This window comes from Mycobacterium sp. RTGN6, assembly GCF_033804605.1.
Classification (GTDB): Bacteria; Actinomycetota; Actinomycetes; order Mycobacteriales; family Mycobacteriaceae; genus Mycobacterium.
Genome location: NZ_JAPZKZ010000014.1, coordinates 152,784 through 173,920, shown reverse-complemented (window position 1 = coordinate 173,920; position 21,137 = coordinate 152,784). Strand labels below are relative to the sequence as shown.

Sequence of the window (21,137 nt, the reverse complement as noted above, 5' to 3'; positions counted from 1 at the left end):
CCGGACCTCACTCCGGGGGCCGTTTTCATTCCATCAAGCGGGTCAGTAATCCCAGACCGCCGGCACGCAGCGAAACGCGTCGCCGGCCGCCGTCACGTGGCAGACGGACGGGAACGGCAGGTGAGTGGCCACCAGCGCCTCACCCGTCGACGCCAGTTCCCGCAACAGGCTGACCCGGACGCGGGCTGCCTCCTCGGGGTCGTGTTCGAAGCCGTTGAACCACTCGGGGTGCTCGAACGCGACCTGGAACACGGCGTCGCCGGCGAACGTCAGCCGGTCGTCGCCGGACGCCAGGCGGACGATGCTGTGCCCGGGGGTATGGCCGCCGGTGCGACGGGCGAGCACACCCGGCGCCACCTCGTACTCCGTGTCGAACCGCCGCAGCTGACCGCGGTACTCCTCCAAGAATTGCGTGGACGCCGACCGCAGCGCGTCCGGCACCCCCTGCGGCATGTGGGTGCGGGAGAAATCGGGCGACTCCCAGAACTCGGCTTCGGCGGCCGCCACGTGGACCCGCAGGTCCGAACTCAGGTGGCGCCGCAGCCCGTCGCCGAGCAGCCCCCCAACGTGGTCCATGTGCATGTGGGTGAGCACCACGTCGGTCACGGCTGCGGGGTCGACGCCTGCGGCCTTGAGTCGCAAGGCCAACTGACCGGCCCGCGGGAAGTCCGGGAACTCCACCCCGAGCCCGGCGTCGATGAGTACGGTCTGGTCGCCGCTACGCACCACGGCCACGTTCAGCGGCCACTCGAGCACCTCCGGCGGCAGGAAATTGTCGCCCAGCCAGCCCGACAGGTCGGCCGAATCGACGTTGTAGGCCAGCGTCTCGGCCGCTATCGGTAGCACCCCATCGCTGATCACTAGCACCTCGATGTCGCCGACCTGCATCGCGTAGCGCGACGGAACCAACTCGTCGAGCCCCTGGCTACCGAGGTGTGAAATGTTGTCCACGCTCATGATTTCTTCTCCTGACCGCCGTGCCCGACGAACTCGTGACTGACCCTTCTTCCCGTCGAACGCGAGCCGGCTCCGGAGTTCATCCCAATGGGGAAGTCATTGAGTTGTCAGTGACGTTTGCGCGGGGCAGCGGAGCGGGGTGGTCGGCCACGCATGTGGTCGCGGGCGCGACTCATGAGGTTGCCGAGGGTGCGCACGTCCTGATCAGACAGCGGGTCGAACAGGAGGTCGTGGACGACTTGGATGTGGCCAGGCAGGACCTTGGCGACACGGGCTCGGCCCGCCTCGGTGATGGCGACGACGGTGGCGCGCTGATCGTGGGGACTGGCTTCGCGGGTGATGAGCCCGGCCTTTTCCAAGAGGCCGGCCTGATGGGTCAGGCCGCTACGGCTGTAGACCACGCCGTCGGCTAGCTCGGTCATGGTGAGTGGCTGTTGGGTGTCGACGAGTTTGGCCAGGATCTCGAATTGCACGTAGCTGAGGTCGCCCTCGGCCTGCAGCTGCTGGCGCACGGCGTACTGAAGCAGGCTGGCGGCCTCGGTGAGGGCGAAGTAGGTGCGCATCTGCTCGGGCTCGAGGGATTTGGCCACGCTGCGATCATAGAGGGAATGCTTCGACCTCGAAGCAAGTTATTCCTGACGTAACTGCTTCAACATCGAAGCACCTACGAAGGAGGAAATCATGAAGGCTGTGCGCTACCACCGCTACGGCGGCAGCGAGGTTCTGCAGTACGAAGACGTTCAAACGCCCACGCCGGGCGCGGGACAGGTTCTGGTGAAGGTCGCCGGAACGTCGTTCAACCCGGTCGATGCCGGCATCCGCGGCGGCTACCTCACGGAAGCCTTCCCGATCACGCTCCCACACGTGCCGGGCATCGACGTCGCGGGCACGATCGCCGAGCTCGGTGACGGGGTGACGGATTGGAACGTGGGCGACGCTGTCGTGGGGCTTCTTCCGATGGACACCGACGGTGCCGCCGCCGAGTACGTGCTCGCGCCAGCCGAGGTGCTGGCCACCGCGCCGCGGTCGGTGGCACTGGCCGATTCCGCCGCGCTGCCGACCGTCGGGTTGACGGCGTGGCAGGCGTTGTTCGACGTCGCCGCATTGAAGGCCGGGCAGACGATCCTGATCAACGGCGCGGGGGGAGCGGTCGGCGGTTACGCCGTCCAGCTCGCCAAGCAGGCCGGCGCCGTCGTCACCGCGACCGCGAAGGCGGCCAGCGCCGACCGGCTGCGCCGCCACGGAGCCGACGAGATCATCGGTTACCTCGACTACACGGCCGCCCCGCTGGCTGTCGACGGGCAGCCATTCGACGTGGTGCTCAATCTGGTGAGTACGACACCGGATGAGACCGCGGCGCTCGCGAGCATCGTCGCCGACGGCGGGTTCCTGGTCGGCACCATGACATCGGGGCCGGAGGATCCGGCACGTCGAGTCCGCACGCAGCGGGTCTTCGTCCACAGCGACGCCGCGCAACTGGCCGGCCTCGTCGGCCGCGTCGACGCCGGACAACTCCGGATCGACGTCGCCGACCGCCGCGCGCTGACCGAGCTCGCCGCGGTGCACGACGATGCCGACGCTGGTCGGCTACCCGGCAAGACGATCCTCGTTCGCGCCGACGTGGAATCTTCGACCTTGCCGTAGGTGCTCAGCGATCAGGATGAAAGCGATTCGGCCAGCCGCATGATCTTGCGTGCGCGCTCAGCAACGGGCAAGTCAACGAATTCTCCGTCTGGTAGGCGAATGGCCGACCCATTTGCGTTGTCGAAGGCATCGATGACACCCCGCGCCCACCGCACTTCGTCTTCACGCGGGCTGAATTCGGCGTGGATGACCGGGAGCTGAGAGGGGTGGATTGCCGACTTGCCGAAGAAGCCGAGCGAGCGGCTGAGGCACGCCTGACGCCGAAGTCCCTCGGTGTCTTGAAGATACGGATAGACGCTGTCTATCGGCGGCTCGAGTCCCGCCGCCCGGGCGGCCACGACCAGGTGTGAGCGCACGTACTGCAACGGCGCGTCGCCGCTGGTGACTCCCAGGTCCTTCTGCAGATCGATCCCGCCGAGGGCGAGATACGTGACTCCCGGCTCTGCGGCGATGGCAATCGCGTTCGCGACGCCCTTTGCGCTTTCGATCGCACAGATCAGGGGTTTGCCGGGCGCCCGGTCGACTACCCAGCGAACGTCGTCCACCGACTCGACTTTGGGAATGCGAATGCCGTATGCGAGTGCGGCAATCGCGTGCAGATCCGCTTCTGCGAGTGGCGTTCGGGCGGCGTTGATCCTCGCCCAGGCGGAATGGTGTCGGAGAGCTTTGGCGACGTTGTGTCGCGCGGCCACTTTGTGTTCGGGCGGGACGGCGTCTTCCAGGTCGAGTATTACGGCGTCCGCGCCCGCGTCGAAGACCTTGCCGACGAGCTTCTCGTTGTGGCCGGGGGCAAACAAATAGGTGCGGTTCACTACATCACGCCTTTTGCTGCCAGTGTCGCGAGTTGTTCTGGATCGAGGCCGAGTGCTTCGCGGTAGAACTGCTCGTTGTCCTGGCCGAGCCGGCGGCCGCAGAACCGAATGGAGCCGGGCGTTTCGAGCATGCGGACCATGAGGTTCTGCATTTTCACTGGGCCGAGGTCTTCGTCGTCGACGGTGGTGATCGCTTCGCGGGCGATTACGTGCGGGTCGTTCATCAGTTGCTCCACGTCGTAGATCGGTGCCAGCGCCGCGCCGACTCGCTCGAACTCCTCGGTCACCTCGGTCAACGGACGGGCGGCGATCCACTTCGCGACGGCGTCGTCGAGAAGGTCGCCGTTTCGACTGCGCTCACCGGCCGAAGCGAACCAGGGCTGCTCGACGATGTCGGGTCGACCGACCAGGCGCATGACTCGCTCCGCGACCGAGGTGGCGCTGGCGGAGATGGCCACCCAGCGACCGTCTTTGGTGAGGTAGGTATTACGTGGGGCGTTGTTCGGCGAACGGTTGCCCTGCCGACCGGGAATGGTGCCGAGCTGGTCGTAGGCAGTGGGCCCCGGGCCCAGGATTGCAAGCAGTGGTTCGAGCAGGGACAAATCGATGACTTGACCGCGGCCGCCCGCCTCTGGGGTGGCACGGTGGTACAGCGCCGTCATCACGGCGAATGCCCCTGCGATCCCCGTCACCCCGTCGGCCAGACCGAACGGAGGGAGCGTCGGTGGGCCGTCCTCGTCTCCTGTTTGATGCGCGAACCCGCTCATCGCTTCGGCGAGGGTTCCGAAAGCGCGTCGGCTGGAGTATGGACCGATCTGACCAAACCCGGTGACACGCAACATGATTAAACCCGGGTTGAAGGCATGGAGCCGTTCGGGGCCCAACCCCCATCGCTCCAGCACACCTGGACGGAAATTCTCGACGAGCACATCGGCATCTCGTGCGAGGGCGCGGAGGATCTCTTGGCCGTCGTGCGTACCGAGGTTGAGTGTCACACACCTCTTGTTGCGCGAAATGACCTTCCACCACAGGCCGTGACCGTTCTTATTCGCTCCGTGCGATCGCGCCGGATCACCGCGCGGGTGCTCTACCTTGATGACGTCGGCGCCGAAGTCGCCAAGCAACATGGCGGTGATCGGCGCGGCGTACACCGTGCTGATGTCGAGCACACGGATGCCCCGTAGCGGGCCGGACACTGCCTCGTCCGCGTTTGGATCGTTCATGAGACTCCTTGTGGCTAATGGTGTTTGGTCACAGCGGAATCTGTCCCAGCGCCACGCCGACCGCCAGCATGGACAGCGAGACCAGTGCGGCGCGCCAGAGCACCTTCTTGTGGTGGTCGGCGAGGGATACGCCTGAGAGAGTCACCAGCAGCAGAATGGCCGGCACCAGCGGGCTCTGCATGTGGAAGGTCTGCCCGGCGATCGATGCGCGAGCGATTTCGGCGGGCGCGATGCCGTAGGTCGACGCCGCCTCGGCGAGCACGGGCATGACGCCGAAGTAGAAGGCATCGTTGCTCATGAAGAACGTGAACGGCAGGCTCAGCACGCCGGTGACGACGGCCAGGTGGGGCCCCAATGCCGAAGGCAGGATGTGGATCAGCCAGTGGGCCATCGCTTCGACCATGCCGGTGCCCTGGAACACGCCGATGAGCACCGCAGCGGCGAACACCATCGCCACGACCGAGACGATGCTCGACGAGTGGCGTGTGATCGCTTCCTGCTGCTCCTTGACGCGCGGGAAGTTGATAACCAACGCGATTGATGTGGCCGCGATGAACAGCACCAGAAGCGGCAGCACGTCGATCACCAGCATGACCAGCAGTCCTGCGGTAAGAGTGGCGTTGAACCAGAACAGTTTTGGCCGCAGTGTCGGCCGCAGCGGGTCGAGGCCGTCCACGAACCGGTCCTCATCGTCGTCCGACCCCGCACCGCCAGAGGCGCCACTCTCCGAGCCGTCACCCGACACGATCCGATCCCCGCCGGAGCCCACGGCGACCAGCGACGGTTCCGCGGTCAGAGCCAACTTGCCGATGCGGCGCCGCTCGGCCAAACCCAGGTGCACCGCGAAGAGCAGTACGACGACGAGGCCGACCACCATTGCGGGAATCATCGGCACAAAGACCTCGGACGGTGAGATGCCGAGCGCAGCGGCGGCCCGGGCGGTCGGCCCGCCCCACGGCAGGATGTTCATCGCGCCATTCGAGAGGCCGGCGACGACGGTGAGCACAACCGGGCTGACCTTCAGCTTCAGATAGAGCGGCAGCAGCGCCGAGGTGACGATGATGAATGTCGTGGACCCGTCGCCGTCGAGGGACACCACCATGGCCAATAGGGCTGTTCCGACAACCAGACGCATCGGATCGTTTCGGACGATCCGCAGAATCCATCTGACCAGTGGATCGAACAAGCCGACGTCGATCATGATCCCGAAGTAGATGATCGCGAAGAACAGCAGCGCGGCCGTCGGCGCCACGGCCTTCATTCCGTCGGCGACCATGTTGCCGATGCCTAGTCCCGCGCCGGCCAGGAGGCCGAACACAATCGGCACTGCGATCAGGCCGACGACGGGAGTAGCCCGTTTCGACATGATCAAGAACATGAAGACCGCCACCATCAGGAAGCCGAGTGCTACCAGCATTGCCACTCCTCGTCCGCGATCCTGAGGTCATGTGATCGCGATAACGGGGAGTCTCGACCGTGCCGCCGCTCACAGTCACGCTTGCGTACCTAAGAAATGTTGTGTTCGTTGTGCTCGCCGGGTTCGACGCACGTGACGTCGAGTCGGAGGGAACAAGCGGCCCAGACTCCCGTCGTCAATGGGCAAATTATTGTCGCTTCGCGATAAAGGACGAGGTCACCCGTCACTTTGCGACCCCGCTGAGGCTACTGACGTTCACCGCGTCGATGCACAACCGTGATCACTGATCTACGCTCGCGGGCGGCCGGTTTCTTCTCGAACGTCAATAGACCGGCGGATGGGTGGTGCGGCATGGAGGCCAATGGGCCGGACGTCGTCCAAGATGCGCATCCGACCGTGTCGCGGACGTCGTTCGTGGGCTGGCCGTTGCGATGGAAAGTCGCGGCGATCCTGATCCTCCCTGTCCTGCTCGCTGCGACGTTCGGTGCGCTGCGGATCCAGAACGAACTCTCGGCGGCGTCGAAGTTGAGTGTCGCGTCCGGCGACGTCGGGATCGTGGTGCCTGCGGTCGAGTTCGTCGACCGGCTCGACGGTCTTGCCTACGCCGCCGCCACGGGTGCGCCGATCGACGAACCGCTCACAGAGTTCGACGCGGCCGCGGCGGCCCTGACCACATCCGCGGAATTCCATCCATCTGTCGCTGCGGCGCTGGCCACCGCGACCTCGGCGGCGAAGACGTTTCGCGACGAGGTCGCATTGGGCCCCGTGCCGCAGCTACGGATTGCCGAGCAAGCGGAGAGCGCGGCGACCGGTGTCATCACGGCGATCGCCACGACAATGGCGACCGTCGGTGACGGTGCCGTACAGGCGCTCACGGACCGGCTAGTCACCGTCCTTTCGGCGCAACGATCGCTGACAACGCAGCGGGTGTTGTCGGCGGCGCCGGATTTCGTCGACTCCGTCGCGCTGCGGACCAAGGTGGCGAAAGCGGCAGGTGCAGAAGCGGCGGCGATCGATCGACTCGCCCAGCTGACGCCATCTGCGCCGCGGGCGAGCGCCGATCAATATCACGCCATGGCGCAACAACTTTCGGCTGAGCTCGAGCAAACGGTGCATGCTCGGGCCAACGCGCTGCGGTCCGCGGCCCTTCGCGACACCGCCATCATCCTCGGCGCGGTGCTGACCGCACTCGTCGTTGCGCTCGCGGTCGGCCGCTCGCTCATCCGATCGATCGGCGATCTACGCCGCGGCGCACTTCAGGTCGCGCAGGTCCAGCTGCCCGAGGAGATCGAACGACTCAGCAAGGGTGGTGGCGTGCCGGAGATTACGGCGCTGCCGGTGCACACCAACGAAGAGGTGGGGCAGCTGGCGCGCGCGATCGACGACATCCACTTCCAAGCGGTCCGCCTGGCCGGCGAGCACGGCGTCCGCCTGCAGATCGGCGAGATGTTCGAAACCCTCTCCCGCCGAAGCAGATCCCTCGTAGAAGAGCAGCTGGGCCTGATCGAGACACTCGAGCTCGACGAAGACGATCCCGTCCGGCTCGACCACCTGTTTCGGCTCGACCACCTCGTCACGCGCATGCGCCGCAACGGCGACAATCTGCTCGTGCTTGCCGACACGGTGGAACGGCATCGCAGGTCGGCGCCAGTGCGGCTGCCGGAGGTGCTGCGCGCGGCAATGTCCGAGGTCGAGGAGTACGGTCGCGTCACGCTCGGCCCCACCGGCGACGTCTCGATCGTCGGCGCGGCGGCAGGTGACGTCGGCCACCTGATCGCGGAGCTGCTCGACAATGCATTGCGGTACTCGCCGCCCGAATCGTCGGTATCGGTGATGGTCTCGCGCGCGGTCGACGCCGGGATCCTCATCGAGGTGGCCGATCGCGGACTCGGCATGCCCGCGGACGACTTGAGCGCGGCCAACGAACGGCTCGCACTGGGCGGCGAGGTGACCTCCGAAACCGCAAAGCGGATGGGCCTTTTCGTCGTCGGTCGACTTGCTCGACGCCACGATGCGACGGTTCGGCTCCGCACCACCAACGCGTTGAACGGTCAGCCCGGTGTGACGGCGAGTGTGTACCTACCAGGCGCGCTGATCGCCCCGCCGGCCGAAATCGTCGATCCACTCGACGATCCGCTTGCCGGTTCGTTCGGCGACGCGCCGCTTCCGATCGTTGAGCACGCGCTGATACCGGATGTTGAGCTCGCGATTGAACCGGCCACACCGACGAACGGATCAGATGCGTCGTCGCGCAACGGACTCCCGAAGCGGTCGCCTGGTGCAAGCGGTGTCAACGGCGTCGCGGAGCCGGTGGCAGCCGCGGAACAGGCACCGGCACGCCAGTCGACATCGAATTCATTTTCCTACTTCACCAATCGGTCGACGCCCGAGGCGCAGCCTTCGCAGTCCACGCCAGCCGCCGAACCTGTGAGGCCGAACATCGAGGCCGAGACTGCGCCGATCTTCGAGCGGATGGTGTCCGAGTGGCTGATGGATCCGACCGCACTCGAATCACGCGACGGGGCTTGGGCCACCGCCGCCGACGCCGGCTGGGCTGCCGCTGAGCAGGCAGTCGAGCAGAAACCGCAGCGGCACACCGAATCCGGGCTGCCGGTCCGCGAACGCGGCGCGCGGCTAGTGCCGGGCCGTGCCAGGACCGGATCCGACCCCGGCGCCGACGTCGGGCGTGACGCCGCGGCGGTTGGAGACATGCTGAGCCGAGCGCTGGCCGGTGTACGCAGCGGACGAGCCGAAAGCAGTGCGGCACACCGCCGAATCGAAGGAGACGAATGACTGAGGGCACCGAACGGCACGGGCGGTCCGCTAGCTCCGCTGGTGCCACCACCCCGACGCTCGACTGGTTCGTGTCCAACTTCGTCCGTGACGTGCCTGGCGTGTCACACGCGATTCTCGTGTCGGCCGACGGTCTGCGGATGGCGTCGAACTCGCAACTGCCGGCTGATCGCGCGGACCAACTGGCAGCCGTCACATCGGGTTTGGCGAGCCTGTCGAGCGGCGCCGCCCGGTTGTTCGAGGCAGGCGAGGTCCGTCAGTCGCTCGTTGAGATGGACGATGGCTACCTGCTGTTGATGGGTGTCGGGAACGGATCGTATCTCGCTGCGCTGGCGTCGATCTCGTGCGATGTCGGCCAGGTCGGGTACGAGATGGCGCTGCTCGTCGACCGGGTTGGCAAGGCTGTACAGGCGACTCCGCGTGCGGCGGCGCAGGGAGTTCGATGACGCTGAGCATGGACAGGCGTGAGACGAAACGATCACCCAATCCCGCCCGGCCGTACACGCTCACGGGTGGGCGAACCCGCGCCCGGATGGAGCTGCCGATCGAGGTCACGGTGGAGACTCTGGTGTCGAGCGACGAGCTCGATTGGGCGCCAGACGATGTCCGCGCTGTGATCGTCCGGTTGTGCCGCGACCGGCCGTCGATCGCCGAGATCTCGTCCTATGCCGCTCTGCCGATCGGGGTGACCCGGGTGCTGGTGGGGGATCTGGTGGAGAGCGGCCATCTTCGTGTGCACGTCACGCTGACCGACAGTTCGACCGTTTCGGATCGCCGCCGCCTGATCGAAAGGACCCTCGATGGGCTACGCGCACTCTGACCCCGGCGCCACGTTGTCGTCGACGAAGATCGTGATTGCCGGCGGCTTCGGAGTCGGCAAGACCACATTCGTCGGCGCGGTGTCGGAGATCGTGCCGTTGCGCACCGAGGCCCTCGTCACGAACGTCTCGCAGGGTCACGATGACCTCGAGGTGATCCCTGGCAAGGAGAGCACCACCGTCGCAATGGACTTCGGCCGCATCACGATCGCCGACGACCTCGTGCTGTACCTCTTCGGCACACCGGGACAACGTCGGTTCTGGTTCATGTGGGACGACCTGGTGCGTGGCGCGATCGGTGCCGTGGTGCTGATCGACACCCGCAGGCTCGAGGAAAGCTTCGCGGCCGTCGACTTCTTCGAGGCACGCGACCTGCCGTTTCTCATCGCCGTCAACGAGTTCGAGGATGCCCCGACCTATGGCGCCGAGGAGCTGCGCGAGGCCCTGGCCGTGCCGCCGAACGTCCCGATCATCAATGTCGATGCACGGGAACGTGATTCGGCGAAGAACGCGTTGATCGCGATTGCGTCCTATGCACTCGATCGCCTGCCGACGACAGTGCCCTGATCCCTTGTCCGCCTGCGCAATCTCGAGGAACCGACCATGAACATGAACCATGAAATGCACCACTTCGACATGGGTCTGTGGCTGCTGTTTCTGGCGTACATCGTCTCGGTGACCGGTTCGGTCGTCGGGCTCGCGTGCACCCGGCTCAGCGCCGCGGCGTCCGACGAACGGACTCGGCTGCGCTGGCTCGCCATGGCGTCGATCGCCATCGGCGGGGTGGCGATCTGGCTGATGCACTTCATCGCGATGCTCGGCTTCGCGATCCCAAACAGCGCGGTCCGGTACAACCTTGGATGGACGGTCGCGTCGGCGGCGCTGTCGATTTCGGCCGTGTTCGTCGGGCTGATCACCATCGGTCGGACCCTTGATGTGCGCCGGCTCATCGCCGGTGGCGTGATCACGGGCCTGGCCGTCGCCCTGATGCACTACACGGGCATGTGGGCGATGCAGATCCAGGGCGAGATCACCTACGACAAGGGCCTTGTCGCCCTGTCGATCGTGATCGCCGTGGTCGCGGCCACGGCCGCGCTGTGGTTCACGCTCGTCCTCGAGTCCCCGGTGCTGCGATTCGTCGCCGGGCTCGTGATGGGCGTCGCCGTCGTCGGAATGCACTATACGGGCATGGCCGCGGTCCGTGTGACGGTCGATCCCGCTGCGCCTGTACCCGGCGGGCCGGAGGTCTTCTCGTTCCTGTTCCCGGTGTTCGTGATCGGCCTACTCGCGCTTGCCGTCCCGATCACTGCCGTGATGCTGGCTTCCGATCGCGTCGCTGCCGGAAGTCAGCCCGCGCCTGACCCCGTCGCTGCGGGGGCCGGGCGGCATCGGTGAAGAGCCACCTCGTCGGCGCTGCCGTGACCGGCTAACCATTCCCGAGGGCGAAGGCGACCGCCTCGTCGAAGGTGAGCGAATCGCCCTCCCGCTGGGCCGCTTCGAATACGTCCGCGTCGAGCGCGTCCCGTGCCCGGCGCTCGCACTCCTCGTGGAAGACGACCAAATGCGGAAGCACCACGGTGGACGCACCTACGGTGTGGCCAACCGCTTCAGCGGCGGTCATCAATACGGCAGCACGCCGACTGTCGTGCTGGTCCGCGGCGATCCACGCCAGTCCCTCCAGACAGGCGGCGGCCTGGCGCGGGTCGTCCACCAGGTGCGTCACTCGAAGCGCTTCTTTCAGCAGTTCTTCGGCGAGGTCGGGCTTGCGATGCCGCCACCACCCCACTCCCAGCGACCACAAGGCGTAGCCGCGATACACCGACTCGCCGTGGGATTCGGCAAGGGCAAGAGCCTTCTCCTGCCAGATCAGGGCCCGGCCAATCTCGCCGCCGAACTCCAGGCTCCAGCCCAGCAACACCATCGCCGCGGCTCGCGGTGCGGGCGCGTCGACCGCGGTGAGGGCATCCTCGAATCGTGTGCACGCGCGGTCGAATTCACCGCTGACCAAGGCGGTGAGCCCGTCGGCGATGTCGACCATGCCGCGCGCCTCGGCGTCAGCCATCTGCTCGACGAGGGCCCGCGCCTGCCGGACCCAGTCCGTCGCGGCCGGCACGTCGCCCTGCAGCCCGGCGATGAGCACCGCCCCATAGAGCGCTTGGATCCGCTCGATGGTGGGTTCGGGCGCCGTAGCAGCCAGCGCGCGATCCAACCAGCTGCGGGTCATGGTGAGACGTCCGCGGGCTATCCCAAATGGATGGACGGCGCCGATCATTTCCAGCGCGGTCTCGGGTGAGTCGGTCAGGCTGAATTCGAGTGCCTCCCAGATGTTCAGCCCCTCCCGCTCGAGGCGCTGCATCCATTGCACCTGACGCGGACTGAACCAATCTGCCACAGCGTCGTGCACCAACCGCCGGCACCAATCCAGGTGTCGCCGGCGCAGTTCCAGGTAGTCGTCGGTGTCCTGGATCCGCTCCCTGCCGTAGTCCCGAAGCGTCTCGAGCAACCGGAACCGAACCGCGCCGTTGGCTTCGGTGCGGGTCAGGATGGACTTGTCCACCAACGCCGATAGTAGATCGAGGAGTTCGTCTGACGCGGGGTCGCCCTGGCAAACGTCTTCTGCCGCTTCGAGTTCGAAGCTGCCGGCGAAAACAGATAGCTGGCCCCACAGCCGTTGCTCGGCGGGGGTGCACAGGTCGTAGCTCCACCCGACGCTCCACGACAGCGTTTGTTGCCGCGCAGGTGCGCCGCGGCTACCGCGGGTCAGCACCGCATACCGGTCGTCCAATCGCTCCAGGAGTTGCGTGGGCGAGATCGCCCGCAATCGGGCCGCCGCCAACTCGATCGCCAACGGCAACCCGTCCAGCTTCGCGCAAATCCGCGCCACGATTGGCTCGTTGTCGTCGCCGAGTTGGAACTCCGGTACGGCAGCGGCGGCGCGATCGGCGAACAGCGTCATCGCATCGAAGTTCGGCAGGCCACCAAGCATGGGTTCGGCGTTCCCGGACGGGAACGCTAGCGGCGACAGCCGCAGCACCGCTTCCCCGCCGATGCCCAGCGGCTCGCGGCTGGTCGCGAGGACCCGCAGCTCCGGGCAAGCCCGCAGCAGTGTTTCGGTCAGCTTGGCAGTCGACTCCACCACCTGCTCGCAGTTGTCGAGGACCAGCAACAACCTTCGCGAGCCCAGGAAATCGCCAAGCACGTCGCGCAACGGTCTGGCCGACTCGTCACGCACACCAAGACTGGTGGCCACGACGTCCACCAACAGGGATCCGTCGTGCAGGTCGCTCAATTCGACGAGCCACACCCCGTCGGGAAACTCCCGCCCCGACCCGGTTGCGGCCCGCAGCGCCAGTCGGGTCTTGCCGACGCCGCCGATCCCGGCCAATGTCACCAGCCGGGAGGACTTGAGCAGGTCCTTCACCTCCGCCAGTTCGCTGCTGCGGCCGACGAAGCTGGTGAGCTCCAACGGAAGGTTGCCGACGGGACGGCGCGCACCGGCCGCGACTACCCGTGGTTCTTCTCGACCGGTCTCCGGATCCGGGGGCAGCGCCAGTTCGTCGACGGTGTAGCCGTGCCGCTGCTGTATCCGCTGGATCTCCTCACCCAATGACGCGGCGGACGGTCGATCTGCCGGGGCGGGCGACATTGCCCTTTCGACGGCGGTGGAGATGTCGTCGGGGATACCTGTCTCGCGCAGGTCCGGTGCCGACTCGCTGGCGATGCGCAGGAACTGCGCCACCAGCTGCTCACCGCTGAGGCGTTCGAACGCGGCGTGACCGGTGAGTGCGGCGAACAGAGTGGCGCCCAGCCCGTAGACATCGGAAGACTCGCTGGGCGGATCACCGCTGAGAGTTTCCGGGGCGGCGAACGCAGGGGAGCCGGTGAAGGTGCCACTGGCGGTCTCGAATCCGCCTGGCATGTGGGCGATTCCGAAGTCGCCCAACGCCGGTTCTCCGTAGTCGGTGAGCAAGATGTTGGCCGGCTTGACGTCTCGGTGCAGGATCCCGACACGATGCGCAGTCGCCAGTGCGCCTGCCATCTTCACCCCGAGCCGCACCACCTCGTCCAGCGGCAGGGGACCCAACTGGCGAATCCGCGCCTCCAGAGAGCCTTGCTTGTGGTACTGCATCACCAGGTACGGGTGGCCGCTCTCGGTTTCGCCGACCTGCAGGACTCCCACGATGTTCGGATGGCCGGTGAGCCGACCCATGGCTCGTTGCTCACGCAGGAACCGCTCGCGCTTTTCGTCGAGTTTGGCCATGAGCACCTTCACCGCCACCCGGCGGTCCAGTGCAAGCTGGGTGCACCGGTAGACGATGCCGAAACCACCACGCCCCACCTCTTCGGCATAGGCGAATCCGGCCGCGCTCAACTCCGTGACGATGGCTGAGCCCACGTCGCGCTGGGTCGTGAACGGGTCTTTGTCCATCACCGGCTCCCTGCGATGTGCTTGAGCATAGTCCCGGAGCAAACCGCCGAAACGGCTTTTACCAGTGCGGACCGCCCAAGCGAGGTACACACGGGCCGACTGTTGGGGCAGCATCGGTGAAGACAACAGGAACGAGGCACAACCCATGACCACAGATTTGCCTGACAGTGCACTGGAACTGCGTTCGACGGTGACATCGCACGGCACGTTGGAGCTCTCACTGCACGACGTCCCAATTCCAACCCCAGCCGCCAATGAGGTGTTGGTACGTGTGGAAGCCTCGCCGATCAATCCGTCGGACTTGGGCGTGCTCATCCCCGGCGCGGATATGGCCACCGCGACGGTGGCGGGCACGCCGGAGCGCCCCATCGTCACGGCATCGTTGGGAGCCGACGCCCTGACGGGGCTTTCGGCGCGAATCGACAAACCGCTTCCCGTGGGCAATGAGGCCGCGGGCACGGTCGTGGCCGCGGGGTCGTCGTCAGCGGCGCAGGCCCTGTTGGGGAAGACGGTCGGAATTGCCGGCGGAGGGATGTACGCGCAGTACCGCATCGCTGATGCTTCCGCATGTCTCGTCTTGCCGAAGGGGACGACGGCGAAGGATGCGGCGTCGTCGTTCGTCAACCCGTTGACGGCGCTTGGCATGTTGGAAACCATGCGCCGCGAAGGTCATTCAGGCCTGGTGCATACGGCCGCGGCGTCGAATCTTGGCCAGATGCTCGTCAAGCTCTGCATCAAGGACGGGGTGCCGCTCGTCAACATCGTCCGCAAGCCCGACCAAGAGGAGTTGCTCCGCTCGCTCGGCGCGGTGCACGTCTGCAACACGGGATCGCCGTCGTTCACCTCAGATCTCACCGAAGCGCTCAAAGCGACGTCCGCGACGCTTGCCTTCGACGCGACGGGTGGCGGACCGCTCGCCAGTCAGATCCTCAACGGCATGGAGCAAGCGGCCAGTTCAACCGCGGTGGAGTACTCACGCTATGGGTCGTCCGTCCACAAGCAGGTGTACATCTACGGCGGACTCGACACGGGTCCGACGGTGCTCACCAGAAACTTCGGCATGGCGTGGGGTCTTGGTGGGTGGCTGCTCACCCCATTCCTTCAGAGCGCCGGGGCCGAGACCATTGGTCGGCTCCGAGCCAGGGTGGCCGCCGAGCTCACCACGACTTTCGCGAGTACCTACACGCGGGAGGTCTCACTCGCAGGCATGCTCAAGCCCGACGCTTTCGACGCCTACGTGAAGCGTGCGACCGGGGAGAAGTTCCTCGTCACTCCGCAAGCGCTTCCGTGACTGCGCAAGGCTCTGGTCCGCGAAGACCGCTGGGCCGGAAGTGCTATTTTCATGTCACTGCAATGATGCAGTGAAGTGAAAGTACGCGTACCTGGAGGAACACATGACATCGACCGTCGACGAGGTCCTTGCCGGCGTTGACCTGACTGGGAAGATCTGCGTAGTCACCGGCGCCACGAGCGGGCTGGGTCTGATGACTGCCCGCGGTCTTGCCTCGGCTGGCGCCACGATCGTCCTCGCGGGGCGCGACGGTGGGCGGCTCCGGGCAGTGGCCGAGGAGATCAACACCGAGACACCCGCGGCAGCGGTCGAGACGGCCGAAATCGAGCTCGATAGCCTGGCCAGCGTTCGGTCGGCTGCCGCCGATATCGCCAGCAGGTTCCCGCGCCTCGACGTGCTCGTCAACAACGCGGGAGTGATGTTCACGCCTCTTGAACGAACGAAGGACGGGTGTGAACTTCAGTTCGGCGTCAATCACCTCGGCCATTTCGAGCTGACGCGCGGTGTGCTGCCGTCGCTGCTCAACGCCCAGTCAGCGCGGGTGGTGAATCTCAGTTCGGATGGGCACGGGATCTCCGACATCGATCTCGACGATCCCAACTGGGAGCACCGGCCGTACGACAAGTTCAAGGCCTATGGTGCGGCCAAGACGGCCAACGTGTTGTTCACGGTGGCGCTGGACGCGCGGTACCGCGACAGCGGTGTCAGGAGCTTCGCCGTTCATCCCGGCACCGTCGCAACGTCGCTGTCCCGCTACATGTCGAAGGGTGACATGAAGGCGATGATGGCGCTCGGGTCGGTCGGCCGAGATCCATCGGCTGCACCTCCCAGGCTCGAGGTCGTCCCGGTGGAACGAGGCGCGGCAACGTCGGTGTGGGCCGCGACGTCGGACGAGTTGGCCGGCCTGGGCGGCCTCTATCTCGCCGACTGCGCGATCAGCGCGCACGTGGCGGCCCATGCGATCGATCCGCAACGCGCTGAGCGGCTTTGGGCGATATCGGAGCGTTTGTGCGACCTACCCGCTCGACGATGACCCTCCGGCCTGCGCGTGATGGTTGCATATAACTGCACTATTGCGTTTGTCTGCATTTAGTCGTACCGTCTAGGGGTAGTGGCCCCACGGACTGGAGAGCAGATGAGCCTGACGGAGCAGTCAGCACAACCGGTTACCGACTTCATGGACGACCCCATCGGGTTCTTCGGACAGTCACTGACCCAGATGCACGGCATCCCTCGCGCCGAGTTGGAAGACTTCCAGCGAAAGGCCATGAGCATCCGGTTCCAGCAGCACCGCGACAGCATCGAAATGCTGCGCAAGCTCGCCGACCGGCTCGGCATCACGGAAGTGAACGAATTCAATGACGTTGTTCCGCTGTTCTTCTCGCATACGGCGTTCAAGTCCTACCCAGCGGCGCTGATCGACAACAAGCGCTTCGACTTGATGACGAAGTGGCTCGACAAACTCACCAGCCATGACCTGTCCCAGTTCGATGCGAAGGGGTGCAACAGCATCGACGAGTGGATCGACCGGCTCGACGAACACACGCCGCTCGAAGTGATCACGTCCAGCGGCACGACCGGCACCCTGTCGATCCTTCCCAAGGACAAGCACGGGGCGCGCGAGGGCATGGTGCTCTGGAAGATCTGTCTGTTCCAGACGTTCGGCATCGAACCCACTCCAGCGCAACTCAAGCCGGTGGTGGACGTGATCTGGCCAAACTACGCCAGCGGCAAGCTCGGCCACCTGCGCATCGCGAACATGCTCAAGGGTGGGTTCACGGGCGGCGACGAAACCAAGTTCCACTCGCTGTACTCCGACGCGATCGACACCGATCTGATGTTCTTGGCGTCCAAGATGCGTGCGGCCGCGTCCCGCGGCGAACTCGATCGGCTCGTCATCGACCCAGCGCTGGCGGCGCGCAAGGACGAGTTCATCGCCATGCAAATGCGTCAGCCCCAGGAGCTCGACGCGTTCTTCACCGAGATGTCCGAAAAGCTGCGCGGCAAGCGAATCTTCATGATCGGCACCTACAACCTGATGTACGACGTCGCCAAGGCCGGCTTGGAGCGCGGCATCAAGGGTGTGTTCGCCGAGGACTCGGTGATATTGACCGGTGGCGGCTCGAAGGGATTCGTCCTGCCCGACGGGTACATGGACGTCATCCGCGAGTTCCTCGGCGTCGAGCGCATTCAGGAGGGCTACGGCTTCTCCGAACAGAGCGCCTTCCACTTCGCCTGCAGCGAGGGGCGGTATCACGTGCAGCCTTGGGTCATCCCGTTCATCCTGGATCCGGAGACGAGTGAACCGTTGCCGCGCAAGGGCGTACAGACCGGTCGTGCCGCCGTCTACGACGTGCTGCTCAAGGCCCACTGGGGCGGGGTCATCTCCGGCGACGAGGTGACCATCGACTGGGATCTGCAGTGCCCGTGTGGCCAGACCAGCGTCGCGTTCGAGCACGACATCATCCGCTACAGCGAGAAGAAGGGGGTCGAGGACGATCGCATCACATGCGCCGCGACCCACGAAGTCCACAACGAGGCCGTCAACTTCATGAAGGAGTTCGAGTCGTGAGCGGCGCCTTCACCGTTCCGCTATTCCTTCGCGGCGAGGTCATCACCGATGATCTGGTCTCGTTCGGGACCCGTTCGGGCGGTTCGGAATTCCAGGCCCCCGACATGAGCAAGTACGTCGAACGCCTGCCGCTGGCGAACCCCATGCAGATGTCGGACCTGTACGACCTCAGCTTCGACGAGATCCTCGACGTCCTGCAGGCGGTGGGCGACGCGCTGGTGTTCGAGAAGAACACCCACCTGCAGGAGGCGTATGAAGCTGCGCTGCTTGCGAATCCATTGCCGGCGGCGATGCTGAAGAACAGCTACCAGATTCTGCAGCCGCTGTTTGCGCGGGCCAACGTGCTCGAGGTCGCCGACAGTCAGGTCGGTCTCGACTATCTGAACGGGTGGGTTCCGCAGCACCTTGCCGACGGCCGCGAACTCCGGGTGCGGGCCTTCGGTTCACGGGTGCTGCACATTCCCGCGGGTAACGGCGGACTCGTCTCGGCGGTCACCATTCTGCGGTCGGTCATCGCCCGCTGCGACACCATCATCAAGGCACCCTCGAACGACCCGTTGACCGCGATCGCCATCGCAAGAACCCTTGCCGACGTCGCGCCGGATCACCCCATCACCAAGCACCTCGTGGTCGGCTACTGGAAGGGCGGCGACCTCAGCGTCGAAGAGGAGCTGTACCAGCCGCAGCACGTCGAGAAGATCGTCGCGTGGGGAGGTCTGGCCTCGGTCAAGCACGTCACCCGCTACATCCAGCCGGGTCTGGAGCTGATCGCCCTCGACCCCAAGCGCAGCGCGACCATCATCGGGGCGGAGGCGTTCCAGGACGAGGCCACCATGCGCGACGTCGCGGGTCGGGCCGCAGTCGACATCGGAGTCGCCAATCAAGAGGGTTGCGCCAACGCCCGGGTGATCTACGTGATGAGCGGCACCGATGCCGCAGGCATCGCCAACGCCAACCGTCTTGGCGAGATGATCTACGACGCGTTGATCGGGCTGCCGGAGTTCATCAGCACCCCTCCGCTGCATCCGAGCCGTGAGATGTTCGAGCACCTCGAGGCGTCACGCATGACCGAAGACTGGTATCGCGTCATCGGCGGCGAGCACCGCGAGGGCGCGATCATCGTGTCCCAGTTCGATTCCCCCGTCGACTATTCGGCGATGTTGTCCGGTCGCGTCGCCAACATCGTGCCCGTCGATTCCCTCGACAAGGTGACTGCCGCGGTCAATGCCTACACCCAGACCATCGGCATCTTCCCCGAGAGCCTCAAACGCCAACTCCGCGACCAGCTTCCGCTGTTCGGTGCCCAACGGCTGACCACCCTCGGCTACGCGTGCAACGTCGCGATCGCGATGCCGCAGGACGCCATCGAACCGATCCGCCGGATGTGCAAGTGGATCGTGGACGAAGAGTGTGACCCTGCCGTGGTAGTTCCGCTGTGGCGACTGGGCGCGGCCCCCGACGCCGATCTGGCGCAGGTCTAGCCGAACTCGTGCCTGCACTAAGTCCGAAGGTTCGGGCGCACGCCGCCACGGGCAGGATCTTCCGGTACGAGTTGAATGTCATCGCCTCCAGCGGGGCCGACGTCGTACAGGCGGCCGGCGGGTGGTTGTTCGACAGATGCATGGCGGGCTGGGAAGTCAATGTGCTCTTGCCCAACCGAAACGACGCGCGATCGCTACGGATCCTGGGTGCCACGACCGTCGACCTGCACGCCGGGTTGACGTCGTTTCTTCGCGGATCGGACCGCGCGGCCGCACTCGCAGTTGCTGCGGACCTGCTTGCGATCGACGACCGCGTTCGGGAGGAAGTACTCGAAGCGGTGCGATCGGGGCTCACCGAAGTCGCACTCTGGGGAGTCAGCCGGCCAACCAACGTTGGCGGACACGTCGAATCGATGCGATACCGGCTGAGCGCGGCGGCCCGGGTCTTCAAGGGTCACGCCATGGCCGCAGCTGGGCTCGCCGACCAGGAGGTCGGACACACCGAAAGTCTGTATCGCAGTGGGTACCAACCGCTCGATTCCGACCTGACTCCGGTCGGCTGACGGCCGCCGCTGCAGTTCGATGCAAAGATGCATTCGGATAGGGTGGTGACCGTGAACCGCACCGACCGGCGCAAGCAAGAGATCCGAGACCGGATACTGCAGGCCGCGTTCGAGCTGTTCCTCTCCCAGGGTATCGACGCCACCAAGATCGAGGACATCTGCGAGCGGGCCGACGTTGCCAACCGAACCTTCTTCAACCACTTCGCCACGCGGCAGGAAATGATCCAAGCCCTCGCCGAGAAGCGCCTGCTCAATCTGCGCGAGGTGGTGTTGGACCGCTCGGCCGAGCCGGTCCCCAGTCGGCTCACTGGAGTCTTCGGTGACATCGCTGCGGCGCTCGTTGAGGCTGGGGACACTTACCGCGCGATGATCGGCGCGATGCTGGTGACGACCGTCGGCTCGGGCACCCAGCGTGGCTTCGGCCTACACGACGCGTTTCTCGAACTCGTCAAGGACGGCGTCGCCAAGGGGGAGATCAGCTCGAAGCACGATCCCCAGATCCTCGCCGACCTCTTGGTGGGCGGGTTGGTGGTGGGCATCGTGAATTGGACGATCGACACGACGTACAGCCTGGAAACCGGCCTGCGCGACTCGGCCGCGGCACTCGTCGAATTGCTGGCCGCAGAACCGCCGCCACCAAAGTCAGCGCGGCGCCGCGTTCGGTAGCAGTCAGAGAATCCGTTCGAGCAGGTTCTTGAATTCCCGTTGCTGTGCCTTGGTGAGGCGTTCCAGGCGCGCTCCGAACGCGCCCGCTAACAGCGCGAGGCCGGCTTTGGCCGTTCGACGCCCGGCCGGGGTGAGCTGGAGGCGATGGCGTCGCAGATCGGCGGGGTCGATCTCGCGGCTCACGTAGCCGGCGGCCTCAAGGCGTTTGAGGTAGAGCGTCACCGTTGCCTTGGGCATGCTCATCGTCGCTGCCAGTTCGGCAGGGTAGGGATGCTCGTCGATCTCGGCGAGCAGGAACAGATCCTTGGAGTCGAGTCCCAACGCGGTGATGTCGGCCTCGACGGAGGAGACCACCGACACCAGCACGCGATAGTTCAGCGACCAGATCTTCGCCGCATCGTCGGTTGACATGTGACCCTTGCACCTTCGGTAGTTCAGATCTAAACTAGTTCAGAAGTAAACAAACAGGTG

At 65.6% G+C, this 21,137-nt stretch carries 19 protein-coding genes; 12 read left to right on the top strand and 7 right to left on the bottom strand.

Features of this window, described 5'->3' with window-relative positions:
- Positions 1–42 precede the first annotated feature (42 nt).
- Positions 43–957 carry an MBL fold metallo-hydrolase gene (locus SLQ33_RS29625; protein ID WP_319457488.1) on the bottom strand — a complete coding sequence of 305 codons (915 nt, stop codon included), beginning with the start codon at positions 955–957 and terminating at the stop codon, positions 43–45.
- 107 nt (positions 958–1,064) lie between these two features.
- On the bottom strand, positions 1,065–1,547 hold the full coding sequence (locus tag SLQ33_RS29620) for a MarR family winged helix-turn-helix transcriptional regulator (protein ID WP_319457487.1): 483 nt from the start codon (positions 1,545–1,547) through the stop codon (positions 1,065–1,067).
- Positions 1,548–1,638: 91 nt separating this feature from the next.
- Between SLQ33_RS29620 and SLQ33_RS29615 the strand changes: the two genes are divergently transcribed.
- Positions 1,639–2,601: an NADP-dependent oxidoreductase gene (locus SLQ33_RS29615; RefSeq protein ID WP_319457486.1), complete on the top strand. Its 963-nt coding sequence runs from the start codon at positions 1,639–1,641 to the stop codon at positions 2,599–2,601.
- Positions 2,602–2,612: 11 nt separating this feature from the next.
- Here SLQ33_RS29615 and SLQ33_RS29610 read toward each other — a convergent pair whose 3' ends face one another.
- The 3 genes from SLQ33_RS29610 to SLQ33_RS29600 are packed head-to-tail and all read right to left on the bottom strand — an operon-like array spanning position 2,613 to position 6,053.
- Entirely contained in the window at positions 2,613–3,413 is an 801-nt protein-coding gene (locus tag SLQ33_RS29610; protein ID WP_319457485.1) for a CoA ester lyase, read from the bottom strand.
- Entirely contained in the window at positions 3,413–4,636 is a 1,224-nt protein-coding gene (locus tag SLQ33_RS29605) for a CoA transferase (RefSeq protein ID WP_319457484.1), read from the bottom strand. The genes SLQ33_RS29610 and SLQ33_RS29605 overlap by 1 nt, the downstream gene beginning before the upstream one ends.
- 28 nt (positions 4,637–4,664) lie before the next feature.
- Positions 4,665–6,053, bottom strand: coding sequence for a citrate:proton symporter (locus tag SLQ33_RS29600; protein WP_319457483.1), 1,389 nt, complete (start codon positions 6,051–6,053; stop codon positions 4,665–4,667).
- A 351-nt stretch (positions 6,054–6,404) separates the two neighbouring features.
- Between SLQ33_RS29600 and SLQ33_RS29595 the strand changes: the two genes are divergently transcribed.
- The 5 genes from SLQ33_RS29595 to SLQ33_RS29575 all read left to right on the top strand — a co-directional run bounded on the left by SLQ33_RS29595 (position 6,405) and on the right by SLQ33_RS29575 (position 11,059).
- Positions 6,405–8,846: a HAMP domain-containing sensor histidine kinase gene (locus SLQ33_RS29595; protein WP_319457482.1), complete on the top strand. Its 2,442-nt coding sequence runs from the start codon at positions 6,405–6,407 to the stop codon at positions 8,844–8,846.
- Positions 8,843–9,292, top strand: coding sequence for a roadblock/LC7 domain-containing protein (locus SLQ33_RS29590; RefSeq protein ID WP_319457481.1), 450 nt, complete (start codon positions 8,843–8,845; stop codon positions 9,290–9,292). The genes SLQ33_RS29595 and SLQ33_RS29590 overlap by 4 nt, the downstream gene beginning before the upstream one ends.
- A gap of 86 nt (positions 9,293–9,378) precedes the next feature.
- Positions 9,379–9,666, top strand: coding sequence for a DUF742 domain-containing protein (locus SLQ33_RS29585; protein WP_319457480.1), 288 nt, complete (start codon positions 9,379–9,381; stop codon positions 9,664–9,666).
- Entirely contained in the window at positions 9,647–10,231 is a 585-nt protein-coding gene (locus SLQ33_RS29580) for an ATP/GTP-binding protein (RefSeq protein ID WP_319457479.1), read from the top strand. Before SLQ33_RS29585 ends, SLQ33_RS29580 begins: the two co-directional genes overlap by 20 nt.
- Positions 10,232–10,273: 42 nt before the next feature.
- A complete protein-coding gene (locus SLQ33_RS29575) occupies positions 10,274–11,059 on the top strand; it encodes an MHYT domain-containing protein (RefSeq protein ID WP_413467734.1) in 786 nt (261 codons plus the stop codon).
- A 31-nt stretch (positions 11,060–11,090) separates the two neighbouring features.
- Here the strand turns inward: SLQ33_RS29575 and SLQ33_RS29570 are convergent, their stop codons facing one another.
- A complete protein-coding gene (locus SLQ33_RS29570; protein WP_319457477.1) occupies positions 11,091–14,093 on the bottom strand; it encodes a protein kinase domain-containing protein in 3,003 nt (1,000 codons plus the stop codon).
- A 145-nt stretch (positions 14,094–14,238) separates the two neighbouring features.
- Between SLQ33_RS29570 and SLQ33_RS29565 the strand changes: the two genes are divergently transcribed.
- The 6 genes from SLQ33_RS29565 (at position 14,239) to SLQ33_RS29540 (ending at position 20,666) form a co-directional block, all read left to right on the top strand.
- Complete coding sequence (locus tag SLQ33_RS29565) at positions 14,239–15,384, top strand: zinc-binding dehydrogenase (RefSeq protein WP_319457476.1); 1,146 nt, start codon at positions 14,239–14,241, stop codon at positions 15,382–15,384.
- Positions 15,385–15,487: 103 nt separating this feature from the next.
- A complete protein-coding gene (locus tag SLQ33_RS29560; RefSeq protein ID WP_319457475.1) occupies positions 15,488–16,417 on the top strand; it encodes an SDR family NAD(P)-dependent oxidoreductase in 930 nt (309 codons plus the stop codon).
- Positions 16,418–16,519: 102 nt separating this feature from the next.
- On the top strand, positions 16,520–17,956 hold the full coding sequence (locus SLQ33_RS29555; RefSeq protein WP_319457474.1) for a hypothetical protein: 1,437 nt from the start codon (positions 16,520–16,522) through the stop codon (positions 17,954–17,956).
- Positions 17,953–19,437: an acyl-CoA reductase gene (locus SLQ33_RS29550; protein ID WP_319457473.1), complete on the top strand. Its 1,485-nt coding sequence runs from the start codon at positions 17,953–17,955 to the stop codon at positions 19,435–19,437. The genes SLQ33_RS29555 and SLQ33_RS29550 overlap by 4 nt, the downstream gene beginning before the upstream one ends.
- Positions 19,438–19,445: 8 nt before the next feature.
- Positions 19,446–20,000: a hypothetical protein gene (locus SLQ33_RS29545; protein WP_319457472.1), complete on the top strand. Its 555-nt coding sequence runs from the start codon at positions 19,446–19,448 to the stop codon at positions 19,998–20,000.
- A gap of 51 nt (positions 20,001–20,051) precedes the next feature.
- Positions 20,052–20,666 (top strand): TetR/AcrR family transcriptional regulator, encoded by a 615-nt coding sequence (locus tag SLQ33_RS29540; protein ID WP_319457471.1) that lies wholly within the window; start codon positions 20,052–20,054, stop codon positions 20,664–20,666.
- Positions 20,667–20,669: 3 nt separating this feature from the next.
- Here the strand turns inward: SLQ33_RS29540 and SLQ33_RS29535 are convergent, their stop codons facing one another.
- Positions 20,670–21,077 carry a MarR family winged helix-turn-helix transcriptional regulator gene (locus tag SLQ33_RS29535; RefSeq protein ID WP_319457470.1) on the bottom strand — a complete coding sequence of 136 codons (408 nt, stop codon included), beginning with the start codon at positions 21,075–21,077 and terminating at the stop codon, positions 20,670–20,672.
- Positions 21,078–21,137 lie beyond the last annotated feature (60 nt).